The organism is Pseudomonas guineae (genome assembly GCF_900113745.1).
Classification (GTDB): Bacteria; Pseudomonadota; Gammaproteobacteria; order Pseudomonadales; family Pseudomonadaceae; genus Aquipseudomonas; species Aquipseudomonas guineae.
Window position 1 is genome coordinate 672,464 of record NZ_FOQL01000001.1, and the last position, 25,641, is coordinate 698,104.

Annotated in this window: 25 protein-coding genes; 11 read left to right on the forward strand and 14 right to left on the reverse strand. The window is 59.8% G+C overall.

What is annotated here, in order from left to right:
• Positions 1-26 precede the first annotated feature (26 nt).
• Positions 27-818: an ABC transporter substrate-binding protein gene (locus tag BMZ32_RS03185; protein WP_090239483.1), complete on the reverse strand. Its 792-nt coding sequence runs from the start codon at positions 816-818 to the stop codon at positions 27-29.
• A gap of 355 nt (positions 819-1,173) precedes the next feature.
• Here BMZ32_RS03185 and BMZ32_RS03190 point away from each other — a divergent pair, with 355 nt between their 5' ends.
• Complete coding sequence (locus tag BMZ32_RS03190) at positions 1,174-1,605, forward strand: group II truncated hemoglobin (protein WP_090239485.1); 432 nt, start codon at positions 1,174-1,176, stop codon at positions 1,603-1,605.
• A gap of 81 nt (positions 1,606-1,686) precedes the next feature.
• On the opposite strand, the gene moaE is transcribed toward BMZ32_RS03190, so the two are convergent.
• From moaE to dmeF, 5 genes are all read right to left on the reverse strand, one after another.
• Complete coding sequence (gene moaE, locus BMZ32_RS03195; RefSeq protein WP_090239488.1) at positions 1,687-2,142, reverse strand: molybdopterin synthase catalytic subunit MoaE; 456 nt, start codon at positions 2,140-2,142, stop codon at positions 1,687-1,689.
• Between the two features lie 224 nt (positions 2,143-2,366).
• Entirely contained in the window at positions 2,367-2,609 is a 243-nt protein-coding gene (locus BMZ32_RS03200) for a MoaD/ThiS family protein (protein WP_090239490.1), read from the reverse strand.
• A complete protein-coding gene (moaC, locus tag BMZ32_RS03205) occupies positions 2,606-3,082 on the reverse strand; it encodes a cyclic pyranopterin monophosphate synthase MoaC (RefSeq protein ID WP_090239493.1) in 477 nt (158 codons plus the stop codon). The genes BMZ32_RS03200 and moaC overlap by 4 nt, the downstream gene beginning before the upstream one ends.
• 144 nt (positions 3,083-3,226) lie before the next feature.
• Positions 3,227-4,618: a PhoH family protein gene (locus BMZ32_RS03210; RefSeq protein ID WP_090239496.1), complete on the reverse strand. Its 1,392-nt coding sequence runs from the start codon at positions 4,616-4,618 to the stop codon at positions 3,227-3,229.
• Positions 4,619-4,913: 295 nt separating this feature from the next.
• Positions 4,914-5,921, reverse strand: coding sequence for a CDF family Co(II)/Ni(II) efflux transporter DmeF (gene dmeF / locus BMZ32_RS03215; protein ID WP_090239498.1), 1,008 nt, complete (start codon positions 5,919-5,921; stop codon positions 4,914-4,916).
• Positions 5,922-6,075: 154 nt separating this feature from the next.
• On the opposite strand from dmeF, the gene yaaA reads away from it, so the two are divergent.
• Genes yaaA through BMZ32_RS03235 form a run of 4 tightly spaced genes read left to right on the forward strand, consistent with a single transcriptional unit; the run spans position 6,076 to position 8,586 of the window.
• Complete coding sequence (gene yaaA / locus BMZ32_RS03220; protein WP_090239501.1) at positions 6,076-6,855, forward strand: peroxide stress protein YaaA; 780 nt, start codon at positions 6,076-6,078, stop codon at positions 6,853-6,855.
• 3 nt (positions 6,856-6,858) lie between these two features.
• Positions 6,859-7,323: a multidrug transporter gene (locus BMZ32_RS03225; protein ID WP_090239504.1), complete on the forward strand. Its 465-nt coding sequence runs from the start codon at positions 6,859-6,861 to the stop codon at positions 7,321-7,323.
• 41 nt (positions 7,324-7,364) lie between these two features.
• The gene (locus tag BMZ32_RS03230; protein ID WP_090239507.1) at positions 7,365-8,195 is read left to right on the forward strand and encodes an SDR family oxidoreductase; all 831 of its coding nucleotides are present in this window, start codon (positions 7,365-7,367) and stop codon (positions 8,193-8,195) included.
• Positions 8,196-8,205: 10 nt separating this feature from the next.
• The gene (locus tag BMZ32_RS03235; protein ID WP_090239508.1) at positions 8,206-8,586 is read left to right on the forward strand and encodes a hypothetical protein; all 381 of its coding nucleotides are present in this window, start codon (positions 8,206-8,208) and stop codon (positions 8,584-8,586) included.
• 169 nt (positions 8,587-8,755) lie between these two features.
• On the opposite strand, the gene BMZ32_RS03240 is transcribed toward BMZ32_RS03235, so the two are convergent.
• Positions 8,756-10,753: a peptidase U32 family protein gene (locus tag BMZ32_RS03240; RefSeq protein ID WP_090241526.1), complete on the reverse strand. Its 1,998-nt coding sequence runs from the start codon at positions 10,751-10,753 to the stop codon at positions 8,756-8,758.
• Positions 10,754-10,906: 153 nt separating this feature from the next.
• Between BMZ32_RS03240 and BMZ32_RS03245 the strand changes: the two genes are divergently transcribed.
• The gene (locus tag BMZ32_RS03245; RefSeq protein ID WP_167376708.1) at positions 10,907-13,270 is read left to right on the forward strand and encodes a DNA polymerase II; all 2,364 of its coding nucleotides are present in this window, start codon (positions 10,907-10,909) and stop codon (positions 13,268-13,270) included.
• Positions 13,271-13,404: 134 nt separating this feature from the next.
• Here the strand turns inward: BMZ32_RS03245 and BMZ32_RS03250 are convergent, their stop codons facing one another.
• The 6 genes from BMZ32_RS03250 to BMZ32_RS03275 form a co-directional block, all read right to left on the reverse strand.
• Complete coding sequence (locus BMZ32_RS03250; RefSeq protein WP_090239511.1) at positions 13,405-14,307, reverse strand: DMT family transporter; 903 nt, start codon at positions 14,305-14,307, stop codon at positions 13,405-13,407.
• A 262-nt stretch (positions 14,308-14,569) separates the two neighbouring features.
• Entirely contained in the window at positions 14,570-15,796 is a 1,227-nt protein-coding gene (arsJ, locus tag BMZ32_RS03255) for an organoarsenical effux MFS transporter ArsJ (protein WP_090239513.1), read from the reverse strand.
• Positions 15,797-15,919: 123 nt separating this feature from the next.
• Positions 15,920-16,924 carry an ArsJ-associated glyceraldehyde-3-phosphate dehydrogenase gene (locus BMZ32_RS03260; protein WP_090239515.1) on the reverse strand — a complete coding sequence of 335 codons (1,005 nt, stop codon included), beginning with the start codon at positions 16,922-16,924 and terminating at the stop codon, positions 15,920-15,922.
• Positions 16,925-16,946: 22 nt separating this feature from the next.
• Positions 16,947-17,279 (reverse strand): YnfA family protein, encoded by a 333-nt coding sequence (locus BMZ32_RS03265; RefSeq protein ID WP_208598678.1) that lies wholly within the window; start codon positions 17,277-17,279, stop codon positions 16,947-16,949.
• Positions 17,280-17,347: 68 nt separating this feature from the next.
• Positions 17,348-18,058 carry an arsenical resistance protein ArsH gene (arsH, locus tag BMZ32_RS03270; protein WP_090239519.1) on the reverse strand — a complete coding sequence of 237 codons (711 nt, stop codon included), beginning with the start codon at positions 18,056-18,058 and terminating at the stop codon, positions 17,348-17,350.
• Positions 18,059-18,082: 24 nt separating this feature from the next.
• Positions 18,083-18,439: a metalloregulator ArsR/SmtB family transcription factor gene (locus tag BMZ32_RS03275; RefSeq protein ID WP_090239520.1), complete on the reverse strand. Its 357-nt coding sequence runs from the start codon at positions 18,437-18,439 to the stop codon at positions 18,083-18,085.
• 213 nt (positions 18,440-18,652) lie between these two features.
• On the opposite strand from BMZ32_RS03275, the gene BMZ32_RS03280 reads away from it, so the two are divergent.
• From BMZ32_RS03280 to BMZ32_RS03295, 4 genes are all read left to right on the forward strand, one after another.
• The gene (locus BMZ32_RS03280; protein WP_090239523.1) at positions 18,653-19,657 is read left to right on the forward strand and encodes a permease; all 1,005 of its coding nucleotides are present in this window, start codon (positions 18,653-18,655) and stop codon (positions 19,655-19,657) included.
• A 15-nt stretch (positions 19,658-19,672) separates the two neighbouring features.
• Positions 19,673-19,906, forward strand: a complete 234-nt coding sequence (locus tag BMZ32_RS03285) for a thioredoxin family protein (RefSeq protein WP_090239525.1) — start codon at positions 19,673-19,675, stop codon at positions 19,904-19,906.
• 91 nt (positions 19,907-19,997) lie between these two features.
• A complete protein-coding gene (locus BMZ32_RS03290) occupies positions 19,998-20,876 on the forward strand; it encodes a helix-turn-helix domain-containing protein (RefSeq protein WP_090239528.1) in 879 nt (292 codons plus the stop codon).
• Between the two features lie 186 nt (positions 20,877-21,062).
• The gene (locus tag BMZ32_RS03295) at positions 21,063-23,699 is read left to right on the forward strand and encodes a DEAD/DEAH box helicase (protein ID WP_090241527.1); all 2,637 of its coding nucleotides are present in this window, start codon (positions 21,063-21,065) and stop codon (positions 23,697-23,699) included.
• Between the two features lie 10 nt (positions 23,700-23,709).
• Here BMZ32_RS03295 and BMZ32_RS03300 read toward each other — a convergent pair whose 3' ends face one another.
• Positions 23,710-24,216, reverse strand: coding sequence for a phosphate-starvation-inducible protein PsiE (locus tag BMZ32_RS03300; RefSeq protein WP_090239531.1), 507 nt, complete (start codon positions 24,214-24,216; stop codon positions 23,710-23,712).
• A 296-nt stretch (positions 24,217-24,512) separates the two neighbouring features.
• Here BMZ32_RS03300 and BMZ32_RS03305 point away from each other — a divergent pair, with 296 nt between their 5' ends.
• Positions 24,513-25,514, forward strand: a complete 1,002-nt coding sequence (locus BMZ32_RS03305) for an MBL fold metallo-hydrolase (RefSeq protein ID WP_090239533.1) — start codon at positions 24,513-24,515, stop codon at positions 25,512-25,514.
• Positions 25,515-25,641 lie beyond the last annotated feature (127 nt).

Below are 25,641 nucleotides of genomic sequence, written 5' to 3' on the forward strand. Positions count from 1 at the left end.
CGTTCAGCAGATGGCTCGTGCTTGGCTCACTGCTCCAAGGTCAGCAGGTTGAGCGAGAAGAATTTGTCGTTGATGGCCTTGTAGGTGCCGTCGGCGATGATCGCGGCCAGGGCTTGATTGAGTTGCTGACGCAGCTGCTCGTCTTCCTTGCGCACGGCCATGCCGACGCCCTCACCGACATATTTAGGATCACTGACCGGCTCGCCGACTATGCGACAGCAACTGCCGTCGTCGGACTTCAGGGTCCAGTCAAGCATCGGGATCATGTCGCCGACCTGGGCATCCAGACGCCCGGACACCATGTCCAGATTCACCGCATCTTGGGTCGGATACAGGCGTACATCGGAGTCGGGGTACATGGCCATCAGAAAGTCGGCCTGGGTGGTGGCACCCTGAGCGCCGAGGGTCTTACCGGCCAGGGCAGCCGGGCTGAAATCCTTGAGATTGGAGTCTTTGGACACCACAAAGGTCATCGCCGACTTCTGATAGGGATCACTGAAGGCGACCATCTGCTTGCGCTCCTCAGTGATAAACATGGAAGCGATCACCACATCATATTTGCGCCCCAGCAGCGCGGGGATGATGCCGTCCCAGTCCTGAGCCACCAAACTGCACTTGACCCGCATGCGTTTGCACAGCGCCTCACCGATTTCGACATCGAAGCCAGCCAACTGGCCGTCTGCGGTGTAGTAGTTAAAGGGGGGGTACGCACCTTCAGTGGCGATGCGCAGGGTCTTGCCTTCGGAGGCCTGGGCGGCACCCAAGGGCAGGAGGCCGATGCCGGCACAGAGCAACAATGAGCGGAGAGTCTTATTCATATTATTTTCCTCTGGAAGCAGATTTCGCTGTGAAATCAGGTTGCGTAGTAAAGCCGACTGTCACCCACACGCCCGCTTCACATCGCACTGGATGACCATTGGGTCACCGCTGCAACGCAAGAATCCGCCCCACCCAGACATTTATCAAATGTATATTTATTATGTTATGCATAACCCTCAGCTATGTGTGAGCCGGCAAAAATCCGCTTCTGCAAACCCAACATACCCAGGAAAATTTTACTGAACAGTCAGTACAACGCCGGCACCATGCCGGCGCTTGCTGACAAGCTAGTAGCATCCTGCAGAAAATGCGCGGACGCCGTTACACTGCTCACTTTGTAAAGGAGCACAGGCAATGCAAGAGCTAGCGGTTTACGGCACAGGCGATGAGTCCTATCAGGCCGCCGGCGGTATTGAGGGCTTACGCTGCCTGGTCACGGACTTCTACCGTTTGATGGATGAGCGCCCCGAGGCCGCGCAGCTACGCAGCCTGCATGGCGAGAGCCTGGAGCTGGCGAGCGACAAATTGGCCTGTTTTCTCAGTGGTTGGCTTGGCGGCCCCCGGCTGTTCAGCGAGAAGTATGGCTCCATCGCACTGCCGGCTTTTCACGCTCAATGGCCGATCGATGAACAGCTGGCGCAAAGCTGGCTCAGCTGCATGGCCCAGGCAATTGCCTTGCAGCCCTACCCTGCGGGCTTCGCTGACTACCTGCTGACCCAGCTGCGCGTGCCCGCGCAACGCATTGTCCAGGCCAGTAGCAACCGGCATGGCACGGCTAACAACTAACGCGATAAAACGCAGCGTGGCCTTTGGCGTGGCATCTATAGAAATGCCACAAGTCATCAGCAACAGCGGAAAGTGAGGACGTTAAGGCTGTTTCCAGCGCTCAACCGCGTCCTGATCTGAGCAACGTCCTTCGACCCAGCGCGGGCCTTCGGCGGTGTCTTCCTTCTTCCAGAACGGGGCGCGGGTTTTCAGGTAATCCATGACAAAGTTGCAGGCATCGAATGCCGCCTGACGGTGAGCGCTGCTAGTGCCGACAAACACAATCGGCTCGCCCGGCTCCAGACGGCCAACACGGTGGATAACCTCGATGCCGAGCAGCGGCCAGCGCTGCTCGGCTTCCTCGGCGATCTTATCCAGAGCCTTCTCAGTCATGCCGGGGAAATGTTCGAGAAACATGCCGGCGACTTCGCGTCCGTCATTGAAATCGCGCACATAGCCGACAAAGCTGACCACCGCGCCGATGCCCAGATTGGCGGCATGCAAGGCATTGAGCTCATGGCCGGGATCAAAGGGTTGCGACTGGACGCGAATACTCATGTAGATGCTCTCGTGTGGGAGGGGCGTAGGGTGAGTTAGCGGCGCAAAACAAAACTGGCAAAACTACCGCGCAAGCCGTGCGTCGCGTTACCCACCACGGTATTCACTGGCGGCATGGGTAGCATGAGGGACATCCATGTCCCTCACCCTGCGGGCAGCTAAAGCGGTGCAGTACGGCATCCTGCCGTTTTGTCGCTGCGCTCAACCCATCCTACAAACCACCTTTAACCGCCGGTCACGGTGGGGAAGAATGCCACTTCATCGCCGGCCAGTAGCGGTTCGTCCAGGCTGCAGAGTTCCTGATTGCGCGCGCACATCAGGTTCTGTTCGGCCAGCACGTCCCATACGCCACCACGGGCTAACAGATGCTGACGCAGCTCATCGAGACTGGCGAATGCACCACTCAACTGCTCACCGTCCAGCCCCAGCGTCTCGCGGTAGCGGGCGAAATACTGCACGCGAATCATGCGTCTTCCCCTTCCACAAAGTGGCCACTCTTGCCGCCGACTTTCTCCAGCAGGCGCACGTTTTCGATGACCATGCCGCGATCCACCGCCTTGCACATGTCGTAGATGGTCAGCGCGGCAACGCTGGCGGCGGTCAGGGCTTCCATTTCCACCCCGGTTTGCCCGGTCAGCTTGCAGCGCGCGGTAATGCGCACGGCATCCATACCCTCGGCGAGTAGCTCGACCTTGACGCTGGTGAGCATCAGCGGATGGCACAACGGGATCAGGTCACTGGTTTTCTTAGCCGCCTGAATACCGGCAATACGCGCCACGGCAAACACATCACCCTTGGGGTGTTCGCCCTGGCTAATCATCTGCAGGGTTTCAGGGCGCATGCGCACCAGGGCTTCGGCCACGGCCTCACGGACGGTCAGGGCTTTATCGCTGACATCGACCATATTGGCGCGGCCTTGGGAATCGAGATGGGTTAACACGGGCAGACTCCAGACAGGTGTCCACCGATTGTAAACCCAGGGGTCAGGTTACGGCACCTGTGAATGCCGATGGATTCAGCCAGATACTGGAAGCAGCACCAGCCCTGCAGCCATAAGGCGTGCAGGGCGAGTGCTGCTAGTGAGTTACAGATGGGTTTCGGCGTACTCGGCGAGGATCGAGCGTGGCACCCCTTGCAGGGTGATGTGCACGCCATGCTCGAAGTCTTTGAAACGCTCCGTCAGGTAAGTCAGCCCGGAACTGGGCGCCGACAGGTAAGGCGTATCAATCTGCGCCAGGTTGCCCAGGCACACCACTTTAGAGCCGCTGCCGGCACGGGTGATGATGGTTTTCATCTGGTGCGGGGTGAGGTTCTGGCATTCGTCGATGAGGATCAGGCTTTGCTGGAAGCTGCGCCCGCGGATGTAGTTGAGGGATTTGAACTGCAACGGCACCTTTTGCAGGATGTAGTCGACGCTGCCGTGGGTGTTCTCGTCCTCCATATGCAGGGCTTCGAGGTTGTCGGTGATCGCGCCGAGCCAGGGTTCCATTTTTTCTGCCTCGGTGCCGGGCAGAAAACCGATTTCCTGATCCAGCCCCTGCACGCTGCGGGTGGCGATAATGCGCCGATAACGCTTGCTGACCATGGTCTGCTCGATAGCCGCCGCCAAGGCCAGGATGGTTTTGCCGGAACCGGCCGCGCCTGTCAGATTGACCAGATGGATGTCCGGATCAAGCAAGGCAAACAGCGCCAGTGACTGGTACACATCGCGCGGCCGCAGCCCCCAGGCCTCCTGATGCATCAGCGGTTCTTGGTGCATGTCGAGGATCAGCAACTCACCCGGCTTGATGCCTTTGATCCAGCCGACAAAGCCCTGCTCGTCGATGATGAACTCGTTGAGATGCATCGCCGGCATGTCTTCGCTGAGCTGTACTTGGTGCCAGGTGCGGCCGTGGCCCTGACGCGTCTCGACTTTCTCCACGCGATCCCAAAAGGAGCCACTGACGTTGTGATAACCCTTGGGCAACAGCGATATATCGTCGACCAACTGGTCGGTGTGGTAATCCTCTGAGTCGATGCCGCAGGCGCGCGCTTTCAGGCGCATGTTGATGTCTTTGGTCACCAGCACCACGTTGAGGCCTGGGCGACGCGACTTCAGCTCCACCAGCTGGTTGATAATCTTGTTGTCGTTGAGGTCTTCGGGCAGCCAGGTGATCGGCGCGGCACTTTTGCTCATTAGAATCGACAGAAAGCCGCACGGCCCGCTCTTATCGCGCTGGATAGGGACGCCGTGCTCCACTTCATCCGGGTTGGCACTGCCGAGGATCTTGTCGATCAGGCGAATGGCCTGGCGGCACTCGGCAGCGACGCCCTGCTTGCCGGTTTTAAGCTTGTCCAGCTCCTCCAGTACGGTCATCGGGATGGCGACGTGGTGCTCCTGAAAATTCAGCAGCGCGTTGGGATCGTGGATCAGCACATTGGTGTCGAGGGCGTACAGGGTTGGGGCGGTGGATTTGGCGCGTCCGTGGTCATCCATACTCGGTCACCTTCTGTAGTAGCCAAGCAACGCAGCAGTGATACTGCGCCGCGAAGGGGCCGCCGGCTGCTCAGTGACGAGGCTGAGCAGGCTGCATGAAGGTGAGGGCCAATGGCCGCCACCTGTCTGCAGGGCTCGGCGGTCTTGCCTTTTAATTACTCCTATTTGGATGACAGAAAAACGTTTATTTAATTATCTAGCGGTTTATTTTTCAGTGCAGCAAATAGCGCTTGGCGCACCGGGAATGCACCGTTACAGTCGATAGTCCGACAGGCTCTCGAGCCGGTCAATTTTCCTAATCAGCGCCCTGCGCAACCGCGCAACGATTGACCTCCACGGTCACATGCACCAACTCGGCAATCCCCGCCAACCGTGCCTTGTAGCAATCTGCAGAGCGATCGCCATGGGTCACCAGGCTGACAATGCAGGCAAACTGCGCCCGGCCCACGCGCCATAGATGCAAATCTGTCAGCTCGGTATCCGCTTCCTGCACCAGAGCGTTACGCACGCGCTCAACCACCGGGCTGTCCATCTCGCGATCGAGCAACACCTTGGCAGTTTCAATCAGTAAGCCCTTGGCCCACACCGCAATGATCACCGCGCCGATAACGCCCATCAGCGGGTCAAGCCAATCCCAGCCCAGCAGCATGCCACCGAGCAAAGCGAGAATGGCCGCCACCGAGGTCAGCGCATCGGCCAGCACATGCACAAAGGCCGCATGACGATTGAGATCTTTACCGGCAGGCGCCGCGGCGTGATCGTGATCGTGATCGTGATCGTGATCGTGATCGGTATGAGCGTGCGCGGCGGCGGGCTGATGATCATGCCCGGCACCATGGGCGTGATCATGGCTGTCGCGCAGCAACCAAGCGGAAACCAGATTCACCAACAAGCCAACCACCGCCACCCACAGGGCCATGTCGAAGGTAATGGCTTGCGGCTGCCATAAGCGCCACAGCGACTCGAACGCCAGCATCACCACCACTACGACCAGCAGCAAGGCACTGGCGAAACCGGCCAGCACCTCAATCTTCCAGGTGCCGAAGGCAAAGCGTGGGTCGTGGGCATAACGCCGCGCCAGCAAATAGGCCAAGGCGGTCAGGCCAATGGCGAGCATGTGCGAGGCCATATGCCAGCCATCGGCGAGCAAGGCCATGGAGTTAAAGGCATAGCCGGCGACAATTTCCACCAGCATGGTCAGCCCCGTCAGCGCGGCGACGCGCCAGGCTTGGCGCTCGGCGGTGGTTTCCAGCGGGCGATAGTCGTGGGAAGGCTCCCAGCGTGAGTGGTTGCAGGCGGTCATGGTGGCTCCTTGATGGATTCGACCTGGGCAGACTAAAACCTTGTGGCGGCACCTGGGTCAAGTCACGCAAGGCAAACTGCGCTAATCACCCTTATAGGTAGTCTCAACCGCCGTCAGCTTCTAGAATCGGCACAGACTTTCAGGAGCACAGTTTATGTTGATGGTGATTTCCCCGGCCAAGACCCTCGATTACGAGACGCCGTCGGTAACCCCGCGTTTTACCCAGCCTGAACACCTCGCCCACGCCCAGGTGCTGATCGAGCAGCTACGCGATTTTAGCCCCGCGCAAATCGCCGAGCTTATGCACCTCTCGGACAAACTCGCCGGCCTCAATGCCGCGCGCTTCGGCGGCTGGGAACAACCCTTCACCCCGTCCAACGCCAAACAAGCGTTGTTAGCCTTCAAAGGTGATGTTTACACCGGGCTGAATGCCGAGGACTTCAACGAAGCCGATTTCGACTTCGCGCAAAACCACCTGCGCATGCTTTCTGGCCTGTATGGCCTCCTGCGCCCTCTGGACTTGATGCAGCCCTATCGCCTAGAGATGGGCACCAAGCTGGCTAACTCACGCGGCAATAACCTCTATGACTTCTGGGGCGAGCGCATCAGCGGCTGGCTCAATGAGGCGCTGGCAGCCCAGGGCGACGAGGTGCTGCTCAACCTGGCTTCTAACGAATACTTCAGCGCGGTGAAACCTAAGGCGCTGAATGCGCGGGTTATCAACATCGAATTCAAGGATCAGAAAAACGGCCAGTACAAGATCATCAGCTTCTACGCCAAAAAAGCCCGCGGCATGATGGCGCGCTACGTGATCAAAGAGCGCATCAGCGACCCGGCAGGTCTCAAGGACTTCAGCGACCAGGGCTATCGTTATTCGGCGCAGCAGTCCAAGACTGATAGTCTGGTGTTCCTGCGTGACCATCCCGAGGCCTAAGTAATGCTATTCGGCGCAATCCTAGTACTGAGCTGGCTGGTCCTGCTCATCCGCTATCCGAGCAAGGCTCTACCAATCTCTCTCGCCGCATTAATCGGCCTGGGGTTGGTATCCAGCTGGGTGCTCTGGGAGGAAAGCCGCGAGAATCGTCACCTGGCTCACCTCGAATTACGTCTCGACTATGCACCGGACCGCTGCCCAGGGAATCGGCCGCTGGCATTGAACCTTAAAAATGCTAGTGAGGCGGTGTTGGTTGAACTGCAATGGCAGATCGCCGCTTACCGACCAGGCGAAAGCACCAACCTGGCCGAGCGCTTGTATGAAACACCACGCTACAGTGGCCCTGGTGACTTACAACCAGGCGCTGACTGGCAAGCCTGCTTGCCGCTGCCAATTCTGCGCAGCGGTTATCGTGCAAGCACCCTGGTTTTTCAAGCCGAGCGCCTGCAAGGCAGCTTTGTCTATTAATAGCGTTATAACGACTGCATAAAAACAATAAGGAGCTGTGCATGAGCCAACCCAGCGTACTGATCACCGGCTGTTCCAGCGGCATTGGCCGCGCCCTGGCTGAGGTGTTTCAGCAGGCCGGCTATCAGGTCTGGGCCACCGCACGCAAAGCCGAGGACCTAGCCAGCCTGCGCGAGGCTGGGTTCCATACTGTGAAGTTGGACGTTAACGATGGTCAGGCGCTAGGCCAGCTGGCCGAGCGTCTGAAAGCCGAGATCGGCGGCCTCGATGTGCTGATCAACAATGCCGGTTACGGTGCCATGGGCCCGCTGCTCGACGGCGGCGTGAGCGCCATGCGCAAACAGTTTGAAACCAACGTCTTCTCGCTGATCGGCGTCACCCGCGCGCTCTTCCCGCTGTTGCGCCAGAACAAAGGCCTGGTGGTGAACATCGGCAGCGTCTCTGGCGTGCTGGTGACTCCGTTTGCCGGTGCTTACTGCGCCTCCAAAGCCGCCGTGCATGCTTTGAGCGACGCGCTGCGTTTGGAGCTGGCACCCTTTGCCATTGAGGTGATGGAAGTGCAGCCCGGCGCAATTGCATCCAGTTTCGGCGCAAACGCCAGCCAGCAAGCCGAACTACTGATCGATGAAGCCTCGCCTTGGTGGCCAATCCGCGAGGGCATCCGCGCCCGCGCCAACGCCTCCCAAGACAATCCCACGCCCGCCAGCCACTTTGCCCGTAACCTGCTGGCGGCGGTACAAAGCAGCAACCGACCTAATTTGATCCGCTTAGGCAACGGCAGCCGTGCCCTGCCCCTGCTAGCGGCCCTGGTGCCCAAGCGGCTGATGGAATCCATCCTGAAAAAACGCTTCGGCCTTAATCGCAGCCTGTAGGAAGCCCCCCATGCACGAAGCCAGCACCCACCGCGCGCCGATCATTCACCTGGCTCTCGGCGGGGTCGCGGCAGTCGTCGTGCTCAACCTGCTGCTGCGCACTTTCGCCAAACTCCCAGGCGTACTCAACACACTCATCGTTGCCGCTGTCGTCGCCGGCGGCATGGCGTTGTGGTTCCACCTGCAGCATAAGCGCCGCACCCAGCCTAGCGAACGCCGCCGACTAATCGCCCTGTATGGCGGCATCCTCGCCCTGCTCTACCTGGGTCTGCTGGGCCTGATGTGGCTCAAAGACGAACCCGGCCCTATGGGCCTGTTTATCTTTGGCCTGCATTACTTCAGCTATCCACTGCTGGCCTGGCTGGCGCTCGCCAAACTGCACCACCCTTAAGCGCTGGCCGACCGGACACCGCGTACGTAACCGTAGGATGGGTTGAGCCGCGCGATACCCATCGGCAACTGTGCGTTCAATGCAGCCAGTCGCCCAGACGAAAAACGTGATGGGTACCGCTGCGCTCCACCTGCGCGGCCCGACCCATCCTACAAGTCGTCTTTCGGCTTTAGCGCTTGATGGTTTTGAGCAAATCTTCCGGGGTGATATAGCCAACCGCACCACTGTTGCTCGCCGCGCTGCCCGGCTGTGGTTGATGGAGGATATGGCCCTTCATCTTGCCGATGATGTGCATCTCGCACGGCTTGCAGTCGAACTTCAGGGTCAGCACTTCGTCCTGATGGATCAACTGCATGTCCGAGACTTTGGTGCGCACGCCGGTGACGCCCTTGGCCTGCTTCGGGCACAGGTTGAAGGAGAAACGCAGGCAGTGTTTGGTGATCATCACCGGTACTTCGCCGGCTTCTTCATGGGCCTCGTAGGCCGCGTCGATCAGCTGCACGCCGTAACGCTTATAGAAAGTGCGGGCCTTGTCGTTGTAGACGTTAGCGAGGAAGGTCAGGTGCGACTCCGGGTACACCGGCGCTGGCACGCTAACCGGCTTGCGCCCGCCACGCGGATGGACGGCAACACGGGCCTGGGTCAGTGCTTCAATGGCTTCGCGGCGCAGGGCTTTGAGCTGCGAGCCGGGAATAAACGGCACGGCCTCACAGTCAATCTGCACAGCGGTGCTGTAGTACATGGTGGTGCCCAGCTTGCTCAGGGTGTCGGCCAGCTGCTCGCGGGACTGTTCGGCATCCTTGGCGGCGGCGAACGGGCCGTTCAGGCTGACGCTGGCGACTACGCCCTCTTCGCTGATTACGCTCAGCTGTAACTGATCACCCTGCAACGCCACCTGCCAGCTGACTGCAATGCGTCGCTCGGCCGAGGTCTTCTGCAAAGCCTGTTGCCAGTTGTGGTCGAGGTTGCGATTGAGCGGGTGCTGCGGACGCACGCGCTGCATGGCCTCGGGCATTTCATTGGGCTCGACGCGGTAGCGATAGCGCTTCTCGCCGTCTTCCTCAAACTCGTTTTTCAGCTCGCAGATGTTGCTGCGAAAACCCACCACTTCACGCTTGATCAGCACGTTCAGGCCATCACCGTTGGACAACGGCGTATCGGTGACGGCAATCAGGTCACGCTTGCCGACTTTCTCGACATAGCCCACAGACAGCCCGGTAAAGGTCGGCGAGTCGAACGCGCCGATGTCTACCTTGCGATCAGTCACAAAGTAGTCAGTGCTGCCACGGTGAAAGGTCTTGTCGGTATCGGGGCTGAAGAAGTGCTCGGTGCGACCGCTGGCAGCGCGGGCCAGGTGCGGGCGCTGTTCGAGAATCGCATCCAGCTCCTGGCGATAGTGCGCGGTGATGTTCTTCACGTAGCTCATGTCTTTGTAGCGCCCTTCGATCTTGAACGAGCGTACGCCGGCATCCACCAGGTAGATCAGGTTGTCGGTCTGGTTGTTGTCCTTCATCGACAGCAGGTGCTTATCAAACGCCACCACGCGGCCCTGATCATCTTTCAGGGTGTAGGGCAGGCGGCAAGCCTGCGAGCAGTCGCCACGGTTGGCGCTGCGCCCATTCTGCGCGTGTGAGATGTTGCACTGCCCAGAGAACGCCACACACAGGGCGCCGTGGATAAAGAACTCGACCGCCGAATCGACGTTCTTGCAGATAGTGCTGATTTCTTCCAGGTTCAGCTCGCGAGCCAGCACCAGCTGCGAGAAACCGGCGTTATCGAGGAAGCGCGCTTTCTCCAAGGTGCGGATGTCGCACTGGGTGCTGGCGTGGATCTCGATAGGCGGCAGGTCCATCTCCATTACGCCCATGTCCTGCACGATCAGCGCATCGATGCCGGCCTCGTACAGCTGCCAGATCATCTGCCGCGCCGGCTCCAGCTCGTCCTCATGCAGGATGGTGTTGAGGGTGACGAACACCCGTGCATGGAACAGATGGGCGAACTGTACCAACTCGGCAATATCCGCCACGCTGTTGCTGGCGTTGTGCCGCGCACCAAAGCCGGGGCCGCCGATGTACACCGCGTCGGCGCCATGCAGGATGGCCTCCTTGGCAATAGTGGTATCGCGCGCAGGGCTGAGCAGTTCGAGGTGGTGCTTGGGCAGGGACATGGCGTGGGCATCGAGGCAGTCAATCAAGCCGGGCATTTTACCCTTAAAGCTGACTTTATATGTGGCCGTCGGGCAGCGGCCTAAACACTGGATAGGCATACAGACAAAAGCCCGCGTAGAATTGCCCGATCAATGCGACCTGAGAACAACACAGTGGACCTTCAGCAGGGCTTTATCCTCACCCGCCACTGGCGTGATACGCCGGCCGGGACGCAGGTGGAGTTCTGGCTGGCCACCGATAATGGCCCGCGTCTGCTGCGCTTGCCGCTGCAACCCTCGGTGGCGTTTATTCCAGCCGAGCAACGCGCCCAGGCCGAGGCACTACTGGCCAATGAAAGCGGCGCTGAGCTGCGCCCGCTGGCCCTCAAGGATTTTCAGCAGCGCCCGGTGTTGGGCCTGTATTGCCAGCAGCATCGCCAGTTGATCGACCTCGACAAGCGCCTGCGCCGCGCTGGCATAACCGTGTACGAGGCCGATGTGCGCCCGCCGGAGCGCTACCTGATGGAGCGCTTTATCACAGCGCCGGTGCTGTTTGCCGGCACGGCTGATGCGAACGGCCTGCTGCAGGATGCGCAGATCAAACCCTGTAGCGACTACCGCCCCACCCTCAAGCTGGCCTCGCTGGACATCGAAACCAATGCCTTCGGCGAGCTGTATTCCATCGCCATCGAAGGCTGCGGCCAGCGCAACGTGTATATGCTCGGCCGTCCGCCGGAGCAGCAGCCGGATGTGGATTTTCAACTGGAGTACTGCGACAGCCGTGGCCAGTTACTTGAACGCCTGAATCAGTGGATGGCGCAGCATGACCCGGATGCAATCATCGGCTGGAATGTGGTGCAGTTCGACCTGCGCGTGCTGCACGAGCACGCGCGCAGCCTGGCTATCCCGCTGCGACTGGGGCGTGGCGGCAGCGAGATGCAGTGGCGCGAGCACGGCAGCGCAAACGGTCACTTCTTCGCCGACGCCGCTGGCCGACTGATCATCGACGGCATCGAAGCGCTGCGCTCAGCGACCTGGAGCTTCCCCTCGTTCAGCCTGGAAAACGTCGCGCAAACCCTGCTCGGCGAAGGCAAGGACATCGCCACGCCGTACCAGCGCATGGACCAAATCGACCGCATGTTCCGCGAGGACAAACCCGCCCTGGCGCGTTACAACCTGCGCGACTGCGAGCTGGTCACGCGGGTGTTCGAGAAAACCGAAATCCTCAGCTTCCTGCTCGAACGCGCCACCGTTACCGGGCTGCCCGCCGATCGCAGCGGCGGCTCGGTGGCGGCGTTTGAACACCTGTATATGCCACTGATGCACCGCCGTGGTTTTGTCGCGCCAAACCTCGGTGATAACCCGCCGCAAGCCAGCCCTGGCGGCTTTGTTATGGAGTCGCAGCCGGGGCTGTATGAGTCGGTCTTGGTGCTCGACTACAAGAGCCTGTATCCGTCGATTATCCGCAGCTTTCTGATCGACCCGGTGGGGTTGATCGAGGGGCTGCGCCAGCCGGATGACGCGCATTCGGTGCCGGGCTTTCGTGGTGCGCGCTTCTCGCGCAGCGAGCATTGCCTGCCGGCGATTGTCGAGCGCGTGTGGCAGAGCCGTGAGGCGGCCAAGCGCGAGCACAACGCGCCACTGTCGCAGGCGCTGAAGATCATCATGAACGCCTTTTACGGTGTGCTCGGCTCCAGTGGCTGCCGCTTTTTCGACACGCGCCTGGCCTCCTCCATCACCCTGCGCGGCCACGAAATCATGGCCCGCACCCGCGCCCTGATCGAGGCCGAGGGTTATCGGGTGATTTACGGTGATACCGACTCCACCTTCGTCTGGCTGCAACGCCTGCACGACGAAGCCGACGCGGCGCAAATCGGCCGCGCTCTGGTGGCCAAGGTCAATGCCTGGTGGGCTGAACATCTACAGAGCGAGTACGGCCTGAGCAGCGCCCTGGAACTGCAATACGAAACCCATTACCAGCGCTTTTTGATGCCGACCATTCGCGGCGCAGAGGAAGGCAGCAAGAAGCGCTACGCCGGACTAGTCAGCCGCGCTGACGGTAGCCACGAGATGGTCTACAAAGGCCTGGAAACCGTGCGCAGCGACTGGTCGCCACTGGCTCAGCAGTTCCAGCGTGAGCTGTATGAGCGAATCTTCCTCAACCAGCCTTACCAGAGCTACGTACGTGACTATGTCGAACGCACCTTGAACGGCGAACTGGATGAGCTGCTGGTCTACCGCAAACGCTTACGCCGCCTGCTTACTGACTATGAGCGCAACGTGCCGCCACATGTGCGCGCCGCGCGCCTGGCCGATGAGTACAACGCCGCCCACGGTAGGCCGCTGCAATACCAGCGCGGCGGTTGGATCAGCTACGTGATCACCAGCGCCGGCCCGCAACCGCTGGAAGCGCGCAACGCCGCCATCGACTACGACCACTACCTGACCCGACAACTGCAACCGGTGGCCGACGCCATCCTGCCGTTTGTCGACGACGATTTTGCCACCTTGATTGGTGGGCAGCTGGGCTTGTTTTAAACGCACCGTAGGGTGGATGACGCTTCACCCATCCACCAACTGTGATCAACATGGTGGATGAAAAGAGCGTCATCCACCCTACGTCTGAATCGCGGCTAGAGCCCCTCCTACAGCAATCTCCAACCGCCCCCAGCTTACGCCACGCTGGCTGGAGCCACTGGCGCCACGGCCTTGGGTTTACGAAACACCAGCACGTTGCCCAGCATCACCAGAAACAGGCCGAACAACGCCGGGGCCGTCCATTGATAGCCTTCGACAAACACCGAGATATTCAGCGCCACCACCGGAAACAGCACGGTGCAATAGGCCGCGCGCTCCGGACCCATGCGCCCGACCAGGGTCAGATACGCGGTAAAGCCGACCACCGAGCCGGGAATCGCCAAGTACAACAGGCTGCCGATATAGCGGCTATTCCACTCGATACTGAACGGCGTGCCGCTGACCAGACAGATAGTCACCAACATCAGCGCGCCATAGAGCATGCCCCAGGCGTTGGTGGTCAGCGGTTTGAGCCCAGCCTTCTGCTGCAGGCTGGAGAGCATATTGCCAGCAGAGAACAGCAACGTACCCACGACCGCCAGGCCAATGCCCAACAGGGTTTCATGGCTGGCCTCATGCCCAGCCAGCTCCGGCCAGAACAACAACGCCAGACCACCGAGGCCCAGCGCGCCACCGGCCAGCACATTGGCAGCGATCTTCTGCTTGAAAAACACCCGCGCGTTGATTGCGTTCCACAGCGTGGCGGTGGAGAAAATCACCGCGACCAAACCGCTGGGTATCCACTGACTGGCGGTGTAGAAACACATGAAATTCAGGCAGAACAAGCACAAACCCTGCACCAGACAGATTAACTGGCCGCGCTTATCGACTTCTTGTAGACGACCACTGAGCAGCAACACCGCAAACAGCACCAGCGAGGCCAGGGCGAAGCGATAAGCGATGGACGCGGCAATCGCCACTTCACCTAATTGCATCTTGAGGGCGATCCAGGTGGTGCCCCAGATCAGTACGGTCAACAGATAGAGCGACAGGTTCATCAACAAACTCCCTTTGAATGCTCAGGAGTCTGCGCCAGGTCAGCCTGGATGTTCTTGCACAAACTTGCGCTTTTTAACTGCCCATCGCGCTTTTGTAGGTTGGGTTAGTAGCGCAATTGACAGCGCATCAACATATTGCTCGCACTCATGCGCCAGCCCCCCTCGTTAAAGTGTTGCCCACATACCTGTAGGAGCGGACTTGTCCGCGATGTTTTTGGGGTGACGTCGCTTCGCGGGCAAGGACTAGGCGTCCCCACCGCTCCTACAAAAGCTGGGCAGGCCGATGCCTGGGCAGCCCAATGGAAATCAGCGCCGCCAGCAGGACAAAAGCCGAGGAAATCCACAGACAGGCCTCCAGGCCATAGGCCTGATACAACCAGCCCGACAGTAGCGTGCCGAGCAGCCGGCCGAGGGCGTTGGACATGTAATAGAAGCCCACGTCCAGCGATACGCCGTCCTCCTTGGCGTAGCTGACAATCAGGTAGCTGTGCAGCGAGGAGTTCACAGCGAACAGCACGCCAAACAGCATCAGCCCACCGAGCAACACCCACTGCGCTGATAAGTCACTGTGCAAACCCAGCGCAATCGTCGCTGGCAACCCGGCCAATAGCGCAGCCCAGATAAACGCGGCGCGGCCATCCGGTAACTGGCCGCTGGCTTTACCGGTAATTGCAGGAGCGAAGGACTGCACGATGCCGTAACCGATCACCCAGGCCGCGAGAAAGCTGCCCACCTGCCACACGTCCCAGCCCAATACGCTGGATAGATAGACCGGCAGTGCGACGACAAACCACACATCGCGGGCACCGAACAGGAACAGCCGCGCCGCCGAGAGCAGGTTGATCGCCCGGCTCTTAGACAGCATGTCGCGAAACTTTGGCTTGGCCTTGGCCTTGCCCAGATCTTTTTTCAACAGCAGCAAGCTGGCCAGCCAGATCAACGCCAACATGGCGGCCATCAACAAAACAGCACCACTGAAACCGAGCAGCGCCAACAGCGCGCCGCCCATAAAGAAGCCCACGCCCTTGAGCGCATTCTTTGAACCGGTAAGGATTGCCACCCATTTGTACAAAGTGCCCTGCTGGCTGCTTGGCACCAGCAATTTGATCGAGCTTTTCGCGCTCATTTTATTCAGGTCTTTGGCGATTCCCGATAGTGCCTGCGCGCCCATTACCCACGGGATGGTCAGCCAGACCGCTGGCACCGTCAGCATCAGCAAGGCCGCCACCTGCAGACCCAGGCCGATATTCATGGTGCGATTCAGCCCCAGCCGCGCGCCCAGATAACCGCCGAGCAGGTTGGTGACCACACCGAAAATCTCATAGAACAAAAACAGCGCGGCGATCGCCAACGGTGAGTAACCGAGGCTATGGAAATGCAGCACAACCAGCATGCGCAGCGCGCCGTCTGTGAGGGTAAATGCCCAATAGTTGCCGGTGATCAGCAGGTATTGGCGCACGTCGGGGGCGAGGCGGGATAAGGCGTACATCGAGGAAACCTTATGGCGATTGGCAAAAGTCGATGGGTAGCGCTGTGTTCAACCTACGCGGCCCGACCCATCCTACAAACCAGACTGTAGGGTGGATGGCGCTTTATCCATCCACCCTACAGATCAATCCGCCGCTCCGACCATCCGCGCCAACTCCACCGTACGGTTGGCGTAGCCCCATTCGTTGTCGTACCAGGCATAGAGCTTCACCTGGGTGCCGTTGATGACCATGGTCGACAGTGCATCGATGATCGAGGAACGCGGGTCGGTGCGGTAGTCGATGGACACCAGCGGGCGCTCCTCATAGCCGAGAATCCCGACCAACGGGCCAGCAGCGGCGGCTTTAAAAAGTGCGTTAACCTCCTCCACCGTGGTCGCCCGTTCCACTTCAAATACACAATCGGTCAATGAAGCGTTAGCCAGCGGTACGCGCACGGCGTGGCCATTCAGCTTGCCGCGCAGCTCGGGGAATATTTCGGCAATCGCCGTGGCCGAACCGGTGCTGGTCGGGATCAGGCTCATGCCACTGGCCCGCGCGCGGCGCAGGTCTTTATGGGGCTGATCGAGAATGCTCTGGGTGTTGGTCAGGTCGTGAATGGTGGTGATCGAGCCGTGGCGGATGCCGAGGTTTTCGTGGATCACTTTAACCACCGGAGCCAAGCAGTTGGTGGTGCAGGACGCGGCGGTGACGATGCGGTGCACAGCCGGATCGAACAGCTGCTGGTTAACGCCCATGACGATATTCAGCGCCCCGGCCTCTTTCACCGGCGCACTGACCACCACACGCTTCACCCCCTGATCGAGATAGCCCTGCAGCACCTCGACGGTTTTCATCTTGCCGCTGGCCTCAATCACGAGGTCGCAGCCGGACCAGTCGGTATCGGCGATGGCCTTGTTAGCGCTGACTTTGATCGACTTACCCTCGATCAACAGGCACTCGCCGGCACTGCTCGCCTCGAACTGCCAACGGCCATGCACCGAATCAAAGTTGAGCAAATGTGCATGGGTCGGCGCATCGCCCGCCGGATCATTGATCTGTACAAACTCAAACTCCGGCCAGCCCCAGGCGGCGCGCAGTGCCAGACGACCGATGCGGCCAAAACCGTTGATACCTACTTTGATAGTCATGGGGGATGATCTCACTAAGTAATTAAACAGAACGCGGGGCGAACATGATGATCGCCATGCCGAACAAGGCCACAGCGGCCCCGAGTAAATCCCAGTGGCTTGGGCGAATACCGTCCACCAGCCACAACCAAACGATTGCCGTCGCTACATACACCCCGCCATACGCCGCATACACGCGCCCAGTCGCGGTCGGGTGCAGGCTCAGCAGCCAGACAAACAGCGCCAGTGAAGCGGCTGCCGGTAGCAGCAACCAGATGCTCTTGCCCTGTTTCAGCCACAGGTAAGGCAGATAACAGCCCACGATTTCAGCCACAGCCGTGAGCGCGAACAACCCGAGGGTGTTGAGCATGCTCATCTCAATGTCCAAACTGGGTCAGTGGGAATGCTAAGAATATCGAAGGACTGCGACATGGCGATTACCTGTTAAATGGCGGTCTGGTTGACCCGGTTGGACAGCTGCTCAGCCGACTCTTTGCGCTCGGAGTAGCGGTCCACCAGATAGTCCGTCTGCTCGCGCAACAGCCGGGTGAATTTGACCAGCTCCTCCATCACATCCACCACACGGTCGTAATAAACCGAGGGCTTCATGCGCCCGGCCTCATCAAACTCGAGAAAGGCCTTGGCCACCGAGGACTGGTTGGGGATGGTGAACATGCGCATCCAACGGCCTAGCACGCGCATTTGGTTCAGCGCATTGAACGATTGCGAGCCGCCGCTGACCTGCATCAAGGCCAAGGTTTTACCCTGGGTCGGCCGCACGGCACCCAGGGTCAGGGGGATCCAATCGATCTGCGCCTTGAATACGCCGGTCATCGCGCCATGACGTTCCGGCGAGCACCAGACCATGCCCTCACTCCACAGCACCAGTTCGCGTAACTCCTGAACCTTGGGGTGACCCTCGGGGGCGTCATCCGGCAGTGGCAGGCCGCTAGGGTTGAAGATGCGCGTCTCAGCACCGAATTGCTCAAGCAGACGCGCGGCCTCTTCGGTCAGCAAACGGCTGAAGGAGCGCGCCCGGTTCGAGCCATACAGCAGCAGGATGCGCGGTTTGTGCAGCACAACAGGCTTGGCCGGTTGCTCATCTGTCAGCAAATCGAGCACAGCGGCATCAATATTAGGCAGTTCGGCGATCATGCTCTTACTCCGAGGAAAGGGACCTTAATTGCACAGTAAGGCGCGATCCGGACGGTCACGCATGCTGTGCAAGCGCAGGCGATCCTGCGCCAGCTGTGGGTCATCCGCCTTGAGTACCTGCGTCAGAACCTCGCTGATCCAGGCGGGTAGCTGCGGGTGCAAGCGGTAATACACCCACTGCCCGGCGCGCCGGTCCTGCAGTAACCCGCAGCTGCGCAGCTGCGCCAGATGACGGGAGATCTTCGGCTGGCTTTCTTGCAGGGCAACGGTCAGCTCGCAGACGCATAACTCACCTTCTTGGGCGATCAACTGCGTCATACGTGCGCGGGTTTCATCTGCCAAGCATTTGAAGACCGCGGTGGGTCTCAAGATTTCGAGCATGCAAGCCTCATCGTTTGTGCGCGGGAAAATCGTGCCGCTTAAATTCGATTCGGCGAATATATGAAAATATACATATGCTGTAAAACGAATATTCTGCAATCAGTAAGAACATGAGCATTCGTTGACCCAGATACCGTAGAGGCTCTGCCGGGCGCGTATGCTCAATCTCCACAAGGGCCGATACCCGTGTAGAGCACATAAAAAGGACTGCACATGGAACTGTTCAAATGGCTGAATGACCAACTGCTACGCATGGACTGGCTGGCCTGGCTGGTACGCGTGCTCGTGGAAGACGGTTTTGGCATGGACATGGCCAGCCGCACAGGTGCCAGCCTGCATTTCTTTATCTACGATGTGATCAAGATTTTCATCCTGCTCGCCGTGCTGATTTTCAGCATTTCCTGGGTGCAGAGTTATTTCCCGCCAGAGCGCACCCGACGCATTCTCGGCAGCATGAGCGGCTTCAAGGCCAAACTCACAGGCGCGCTGCTGGGCACCATCACGCCCTTTTGCTCCTGTTCGTCGATCCCGCTGTTTATCGGTTTTACCAGTTCCGGCTTACCGCTGGGCGTGACCTTTGCCTTTCTGATTTCCTCGCCGCTGGTGGACCTGGCATCGGTGATTTTGCTGGCGAGTATCTTCAATTGGTCGATTGCCATCGCCTACGTACTGATCGGCCTGGTGCTGGCAGTGCTTGGCGGCACACTGATCGGCCGGGCGAAGATGGAGCGCTACGTTGAAGCCTTTGTCATGCACAACCCGGTGCTCGACATCCCACAAGAGCAGCTGACGCGCCGCGACCGCGCCCAGTTCGCCTGGGCGCAGGTCAGCGATATTTTCACCCGGGTGTGGTTGTACGTCTTGATCGGTGTCGGCATTGGCGCGGCCATCCATAACTGGATTCCCACAGGCTGGATCGAAGCGCTGCTAGGCCAGGAAAATTGGTGGTCGGTGCCGCTGGCGACGCTGCTGGGCATTCCGATGTATGCGGATATTTTTGGCACCCTGCCGATTGCCGAAGCGCTGGTTGGCCAAGGCATCGGCCTGGGTACGGCACTGGCCTTTATGATGGCGGTGACAGCGCTGTCGCTGCCGTCATTGATCATGCTCAAAAAAGTGGTCAAGGCACCCTTGCTGGCACTTTTCTTCGGCATCGTTGCCGCTGGCATTGTGCTGATTGGCTATCTATTCAATGCGTTTAGCTATTTGTTCGTCTGACCTATGGAGCACGCCATGATCATCAAAATCCTCGGTTCCGGTTGTAAGAAATGCATCACCCTGAGCGAAAACACCCAAGCCGCGTTAGATAATCTCGGCCGCGAGGCACAGATACTTAAGGTGACCGACATCGTCGACATTGCCGCCCACGGCGTGATGTCGACGCCCGCGCTGGTGATTGACGACAACGTGGTGTCGGTCGGCAAGGTGCTGAGCGCTGCAGAGGTGGAAAAGCTACTTTGCGCCTGAGCCGAGCGCGCCTTGCACAATCTTGCGCTTTTTATGAGTTCGGGGCTGGCAGGCGACCAAGCCCGGCGTAGCATGGGCCGACGGAGGATGTATGGCACCACTCGAACATCTACAGGTTTTCCAGAGCATGCACAGCTCACCGCACACTCGCCTGCACCGCAGCGCCGAGTTGGGCGATGGGCTGGCTGCGGCGGTTTGGAGCAACCGCCATGACGCCCGCGACTATCAGGCCCCCAGCCACCACACCCTGTCCTGCTACCTGGCCGGCGGCACTGGCACCTTCCGCCGCGAACGTCCGCACAGCAAGGGCGCGCCGGACAAACTGTGCGTTCTACCGGCCGGGCATCAGTCGGCCTGGGTGATCAATGGTGAGATCCAACTGGCGCACCTGTACATCAGCCAAGAACAGTTCGCCCTCGCCGCCGTTCATCTGCTGGACCGTGAACCGCGCGAACTAGAACTGCGCGAGGGTACCTTCCTTGATGATGCGCAGCAGGCCAAGCGTTTTCGCCAGCTCAGCCAGCTTGACTGGGCCGAGCCGGCCGACCGCCTACTCAGCAGCACCTTGGCCCACGGCTTGATCCACCACGCACTGCTGTCACAGGTTGGCCGCCGTGAAGGCCTGCGTGTGACTGGCGGCCTTGCACCCAGCCAGCGTCGACAGCTGCGCGAGTTTATCCAGGCCAACCTCAATGAGCCGCTGAGCCTGGGACAGCTGGCCGGGTTATGCGCCCTCTCCGAGTACCACTTCGCCAGGATGTTCCAGCTCAGCTTCGGTTTGCCGCCCCACCGCTATGTGCAGGCTCAGCGCTTGCGCCATGGTCAGCAGCTGCTGCAGCACACGGCCCAGCCGCTGGTCGAGGTCGCCCTGGCCTGTGGTTTTGCCAGCGCCAGCCATTTCAACAACCGCTTCCGCCAAGCGTTTAAGGCTACGCCGGGGCAGTACCGCGCGGCACTGCAACGTCACTAGCACACGCGCCTTTGCGCGCCAAACGACAGCGCTACGGCTTAATTCCAGACATAAAGGGTGCATAGATTCGCGCCCAGCAACCGAGAAGCGCCTGCTAAACCCATGCTGGCTGTGCAAGAATCATCGGCTGCCCTTGAGAAAGCTGCCCATGTCACGATTCGCCTTTGCACTCAGCTGGTACTCCTGATGGCCATCGATATCCTGCATGTACGCCTGGACGACTGGCGCGCCGAATTCGGCGTGGGCGATCTGCAGCGCGGCCAGGGTTATGCCGCGCAAGGGCGCAGCCGCCTGCTCAGCCTCAAGGACAGCACCCTGCTGGCCAGCTGCCGGGGCTCAGGCAGCCAGACCTATCAGCAACGCATTAGCCTCAATCACTACGGCCAAGGCTGGAGCGTCAGCGGCAAGTGCAGCTGCCCGGTGGGCTTCAATTGCAAACATGTGGCCAGCGCCCTGCTCACCCTGCAAAGCCAGCAGGAGCAAGGCGTTGACCTTTCACCGCTGATCATCAGCAGCCCCGAGGCCCGCGAAGAGCGCCTGGAGGGCCTGCAACCGAGCCCCGTGCTGAGTCTGGGCAGCCTGGTGCGGGTGCACTTCGATGCGCGCAAGGGCCGTATGCAAGAGCAAACCCAGCACCGCGCGGCATTGGCCTTCGACTACCAAGGCCACTTGGCCTCGGGCAAGCATGGCAAAGACCTGCTGATCAAACAGAACCCAGGCCTGAGCCTGCGTATCGTGCGTGATCTCGACGCTGAAGCGCAGCTGCGCAAACGCCTGCAACAGGCCGGCATGCAGGTGTCACTGAGGCAAAGCGAAGCCCTGCCGGAAAGCGCCGGCGAAGCCTATGAGCAAGGCAACGACGCCGCCTGGCTGCTGTTTGTGCGCGAGCAACTGCCACAGCTGCGCGAAGAAGGCTGGCAGATTCGCATGCAGCCGGACTTCCAATTCAACCTGGCGCAGGTCGATGACTGGTACGCCGAGGTCGAGGAAGACCCCGAGCAGACCTGGTTCGACTTGGAGCTGGGCATTGAGGTCGAAGGCCAACGCATCAGCCTGCTACCGATTCTGCTGCAAGCCATTCGCCACAAGCCTTGGCTGCTCAATGGCGAGGCGCTGAATAAGCGTGACGATGATGAAGTACTGCTGGTCAGCCTGCCCAACAACCACAAGCGCGCAGCCTTACCGTTGTCCCGGTTGAAACCGTTGCTGGCCACCCTCGGCGAGCTGTTTGTGCGCGAACCTGGCGAGTCCAACCAACGCCTGCGCTTGTCACGCCTGGACGCCGCGCGGCTGAATCACCTGCAAGAAGGTCCCGCACTGAGCTGGCAAGGCGGCAGCCAGGTACGCGACTTCGCTGAGCGCTTACAACGGCTGGACAGTTCCACGTTGCAACCACCACCCGGCCTGCAGGCAGAGCTGCGCACTTACCAACTGCAGGGCCTGGCTTGGATGCAGGGACTGGCCGAGTTGGGCGTGAGCGGCCTGCTGGCTGATGACATGGGCTTGGGCAAAACCCTGCAAACCCTCGGTCATATCCTCTGTGAGCATCAAGCCGGGCGCTTGCAGCAACCCGCGCTGATCGTCATGCCCACCAGCTTGATCCCTAACTGGCAGGACGAAGCGGCGCGCTTTACCCCGCAGCTCAAGGTGCTGGCACTCTATGGGCCGAAACGGCGGGCGTTGTTTAAGCAGATCGCCGAACACCAGATCATCCTCACCACCTACGCCCTGCTGCCGCGCGACCTCAAGGCACTCTCTGCTTACAGCTACCGCCTGTTGATCCTCGATGAAGCGCAGAACATCAAAAACCCGCGCAGCAAAGCCGCCATCGCCGCCGGGCAACTGCAGGCCGGGCAACGCCTGTGCCTGACCGGCACACCGCTGGAAAATCACCTCGGCGAGCTGTGGTCGCTGTTCAACTTCCTCATGCCCGGCTGGCTCGGCGACAGCAAAAGCTTTACCCGCGACTACCGCACACCCATTGAGAAGAACGCTAATGAACTGCGTTTGGCGCACCTGACTGGGCGGATCAAACCTTTTATCCTGCGCCGCACCAAGGAGCAGGTGGCCAGCGAGCTGCCGCCGAAAACTGAAATCACCCACTATGTCGAACTCAGTGCAGCACAACGCGACCGCTACGAAACCTTGCGCCTGGCCATGGATAAAAAGGTCCGTGATGAGATCGCCCGGCAGGGTCTGGCGCGCAGTCAGATCGTGATTCTCGAAGCGCTGCTGCGCCTGCGCCAAGCCTGCTGCGACCTGCGTTTGCTCGGTGATGAAGGTGACAGCAACCTGACCAGTGCCGACTCGGGCAAACTCAGTGGCCTGCTGGACATGCTTGAAGAGTTGTTCGCCGAGGGCCGGCGGGTGCTGCTGTTCTCGCAGTTCACCTCGATGCTGGCGCTGATCGAAGCCGAGCTAAAGACCCGCGGCATTGCCTACGCCAAACTCACCGGCAGCACCCAGGATCGGCGTACGCCAGTGCAACAGTTCCAAGCCGGCGAGCTGCCGATCTTCCTGATCAGCCTGAAAGCCGGCGGTGCGGGCCTAAACCTTACCGCCGCCGACACGGTGATCCACTTCGACCCTTGGTGGAACCCGGCCGCTGAAGCCCAGGCCAGTGACCGCGCCTACCGCATCGGTCAGGACAAGCCGGTATTCGTCTACAAGCTGATTGCCCGGGGCAGCGTGGAAGAAAAAATCCAGCAGTTGCAGCAGGCCAAGGCCAGCCTGGCCCGTGGCGTGCTTGAAAGCGGAAGCCAGAGCCAACTTAAGCTCAGCGAAGACGATCTACAGGCGCTATTTGCCCCACTAAGCCCCTAAGCAAAGCCAGTCAATCGTCACTCTGGGTGTCGTCCTTTTCCGCAGCATCGTCCGCGGGGTTGGATTTTTTGCGCACCCCACTGGCTTGCACCGAGGGAAAGCGCGACGAGGCAAAACGCACCACAAAAATCGCCAGCGCCAGCAGCAGAATCGCCCCAGACACCATCACCACGCCCCAATCTGGTTTGTGGTTGTGGGAAATATCGGAAATCATCAGGCGGGTCAGCGCGGTAATCGCCACGTAGATCATGAAGCGGATCGGCATGTGGTTGGTCTTGAAATAGATCCCCACCATCGCCGCCAATTCCAGGTAGATAAACAGCAGCAGAATGTCATCGACGGTGATGTGGCCCTTATCCAGCATGCCAAGAAAGGCCATCACCGCTGCCCAGGCGGTGACTGCACCAATAGCAAACAGTGCCAGGTAATGGAACGCCTCCATCACCAGATTGCCCAACGACTCCGCCTGACCATGCAGGCGCTCGCGCAGCTGCTCAGCCCAGTTTGGCTTACCCATAAAATCTCCTTGAATCCAGCGAACGATAATTGGCCACCCATACGACCAGGCTTTGGTGCAAGCGGATGAGGCGGCATGAGTAGAAGCGTTGGGACCAGCAAAAAGCACTTGTAACAGATTCGCCGCTAAAGACTTGGGTGGCCGGACAAATAGTTTTCCCATACTGCAGCGACACGCTTTAGCTATTGGACAAGCCACGCCATACAGGCCATAACCTCCGGCTTACCCACGCTCGTTGTGCACATGGCGTGCGACTTAATCGGTCGCTCAAGCGCTGTCCACTCAGGAGATCTCCCATGGCTTTATCGCTTTCTTATGCACGTCAGGCACTGTGCGCCGCTGCCGTATTCGGCTGCACCGCCCTCACCGCGATGGTCCCCCTTAGTGCCAGCGCCGCCCCTGTGGCCAAACAGCAGACCCAGGTGCCGGGATACTACCGTATGGCTCTGGGTGACTTCGAAGTGACCGCGCTGTACGACGGGTATATTGACCTCGACAACAAACTGCTCAAGGGTGCCAGCGCTGAAGATATCCAAGCGCTGATGGCAAAAATGTTTGTCGATTCGAGCAACGGCGTGCAAACCGCCGTTAATGCCTACTTAATCAACACCGGCAGCAATCTGTTGCTGATCGATACTGGCGCCGCACAATGCTTCGGCCCAACCCTGGGCGTGGTGCAGAGCAACCTGAAAGCCTCAGGCTATAGCCTTGAGCAGGTCGACAGTGTGCTGCTCACCCACCTGCACCCTGACCACTCCTGTGGCCTACTCACCGCCGACGGCAAGGCAGCCTACCCCAATGCGACGGTGTATGTTCCACAGGCCGAAGCAGACTACTGGCTTAGCGATGAAGTTGCCGGCCAGGCGCCCGAAGCACGCCGAGGCATGTTCAGCATGTCCCAGCAAGCGGTTGCGCCATATGAAGCGCAGCAACGCCTCAAACGCTACAGCCCCGACAGCCATCTGTTCGCAGGGCTCAGCGTGGTACCGAGTAATGGCCACACCCCCGGGCACAGCTCCTACCTGCTCAGTTCTAAAGACCAAAGCCTACTGGTATGGGGCGATATTGTGCACAGCCATGCCGTGCAGTTCGCCAAGCCAGAAGTGGTCATAGAGTTTGACTCAGACAACGCCAAAGCCTTGGCAACCCGCAAAAAGCTCTTCGCTGATGCCGCCCGCGACAAGCTCTGGGTAGCTGGCGCGCACATGCCCTTCCCGGGTATTGGCCATGTTCGCACCGAAGGCAGCGCGTATGCCTGGGTGCCAGTAGAGTTTGGCCCGATTCGCAGCGACCGCTAAGCTCACTCACGCCCAACCTAACTGTTTACAGAACGGCTAGGCTGGGACGCAGTTACGCAGCCGTCCAGCACGCACCCACTTGTGCGTCCGCGAAATTGTCGCTGTTCAAATGCCGGCGAGTTCTTTA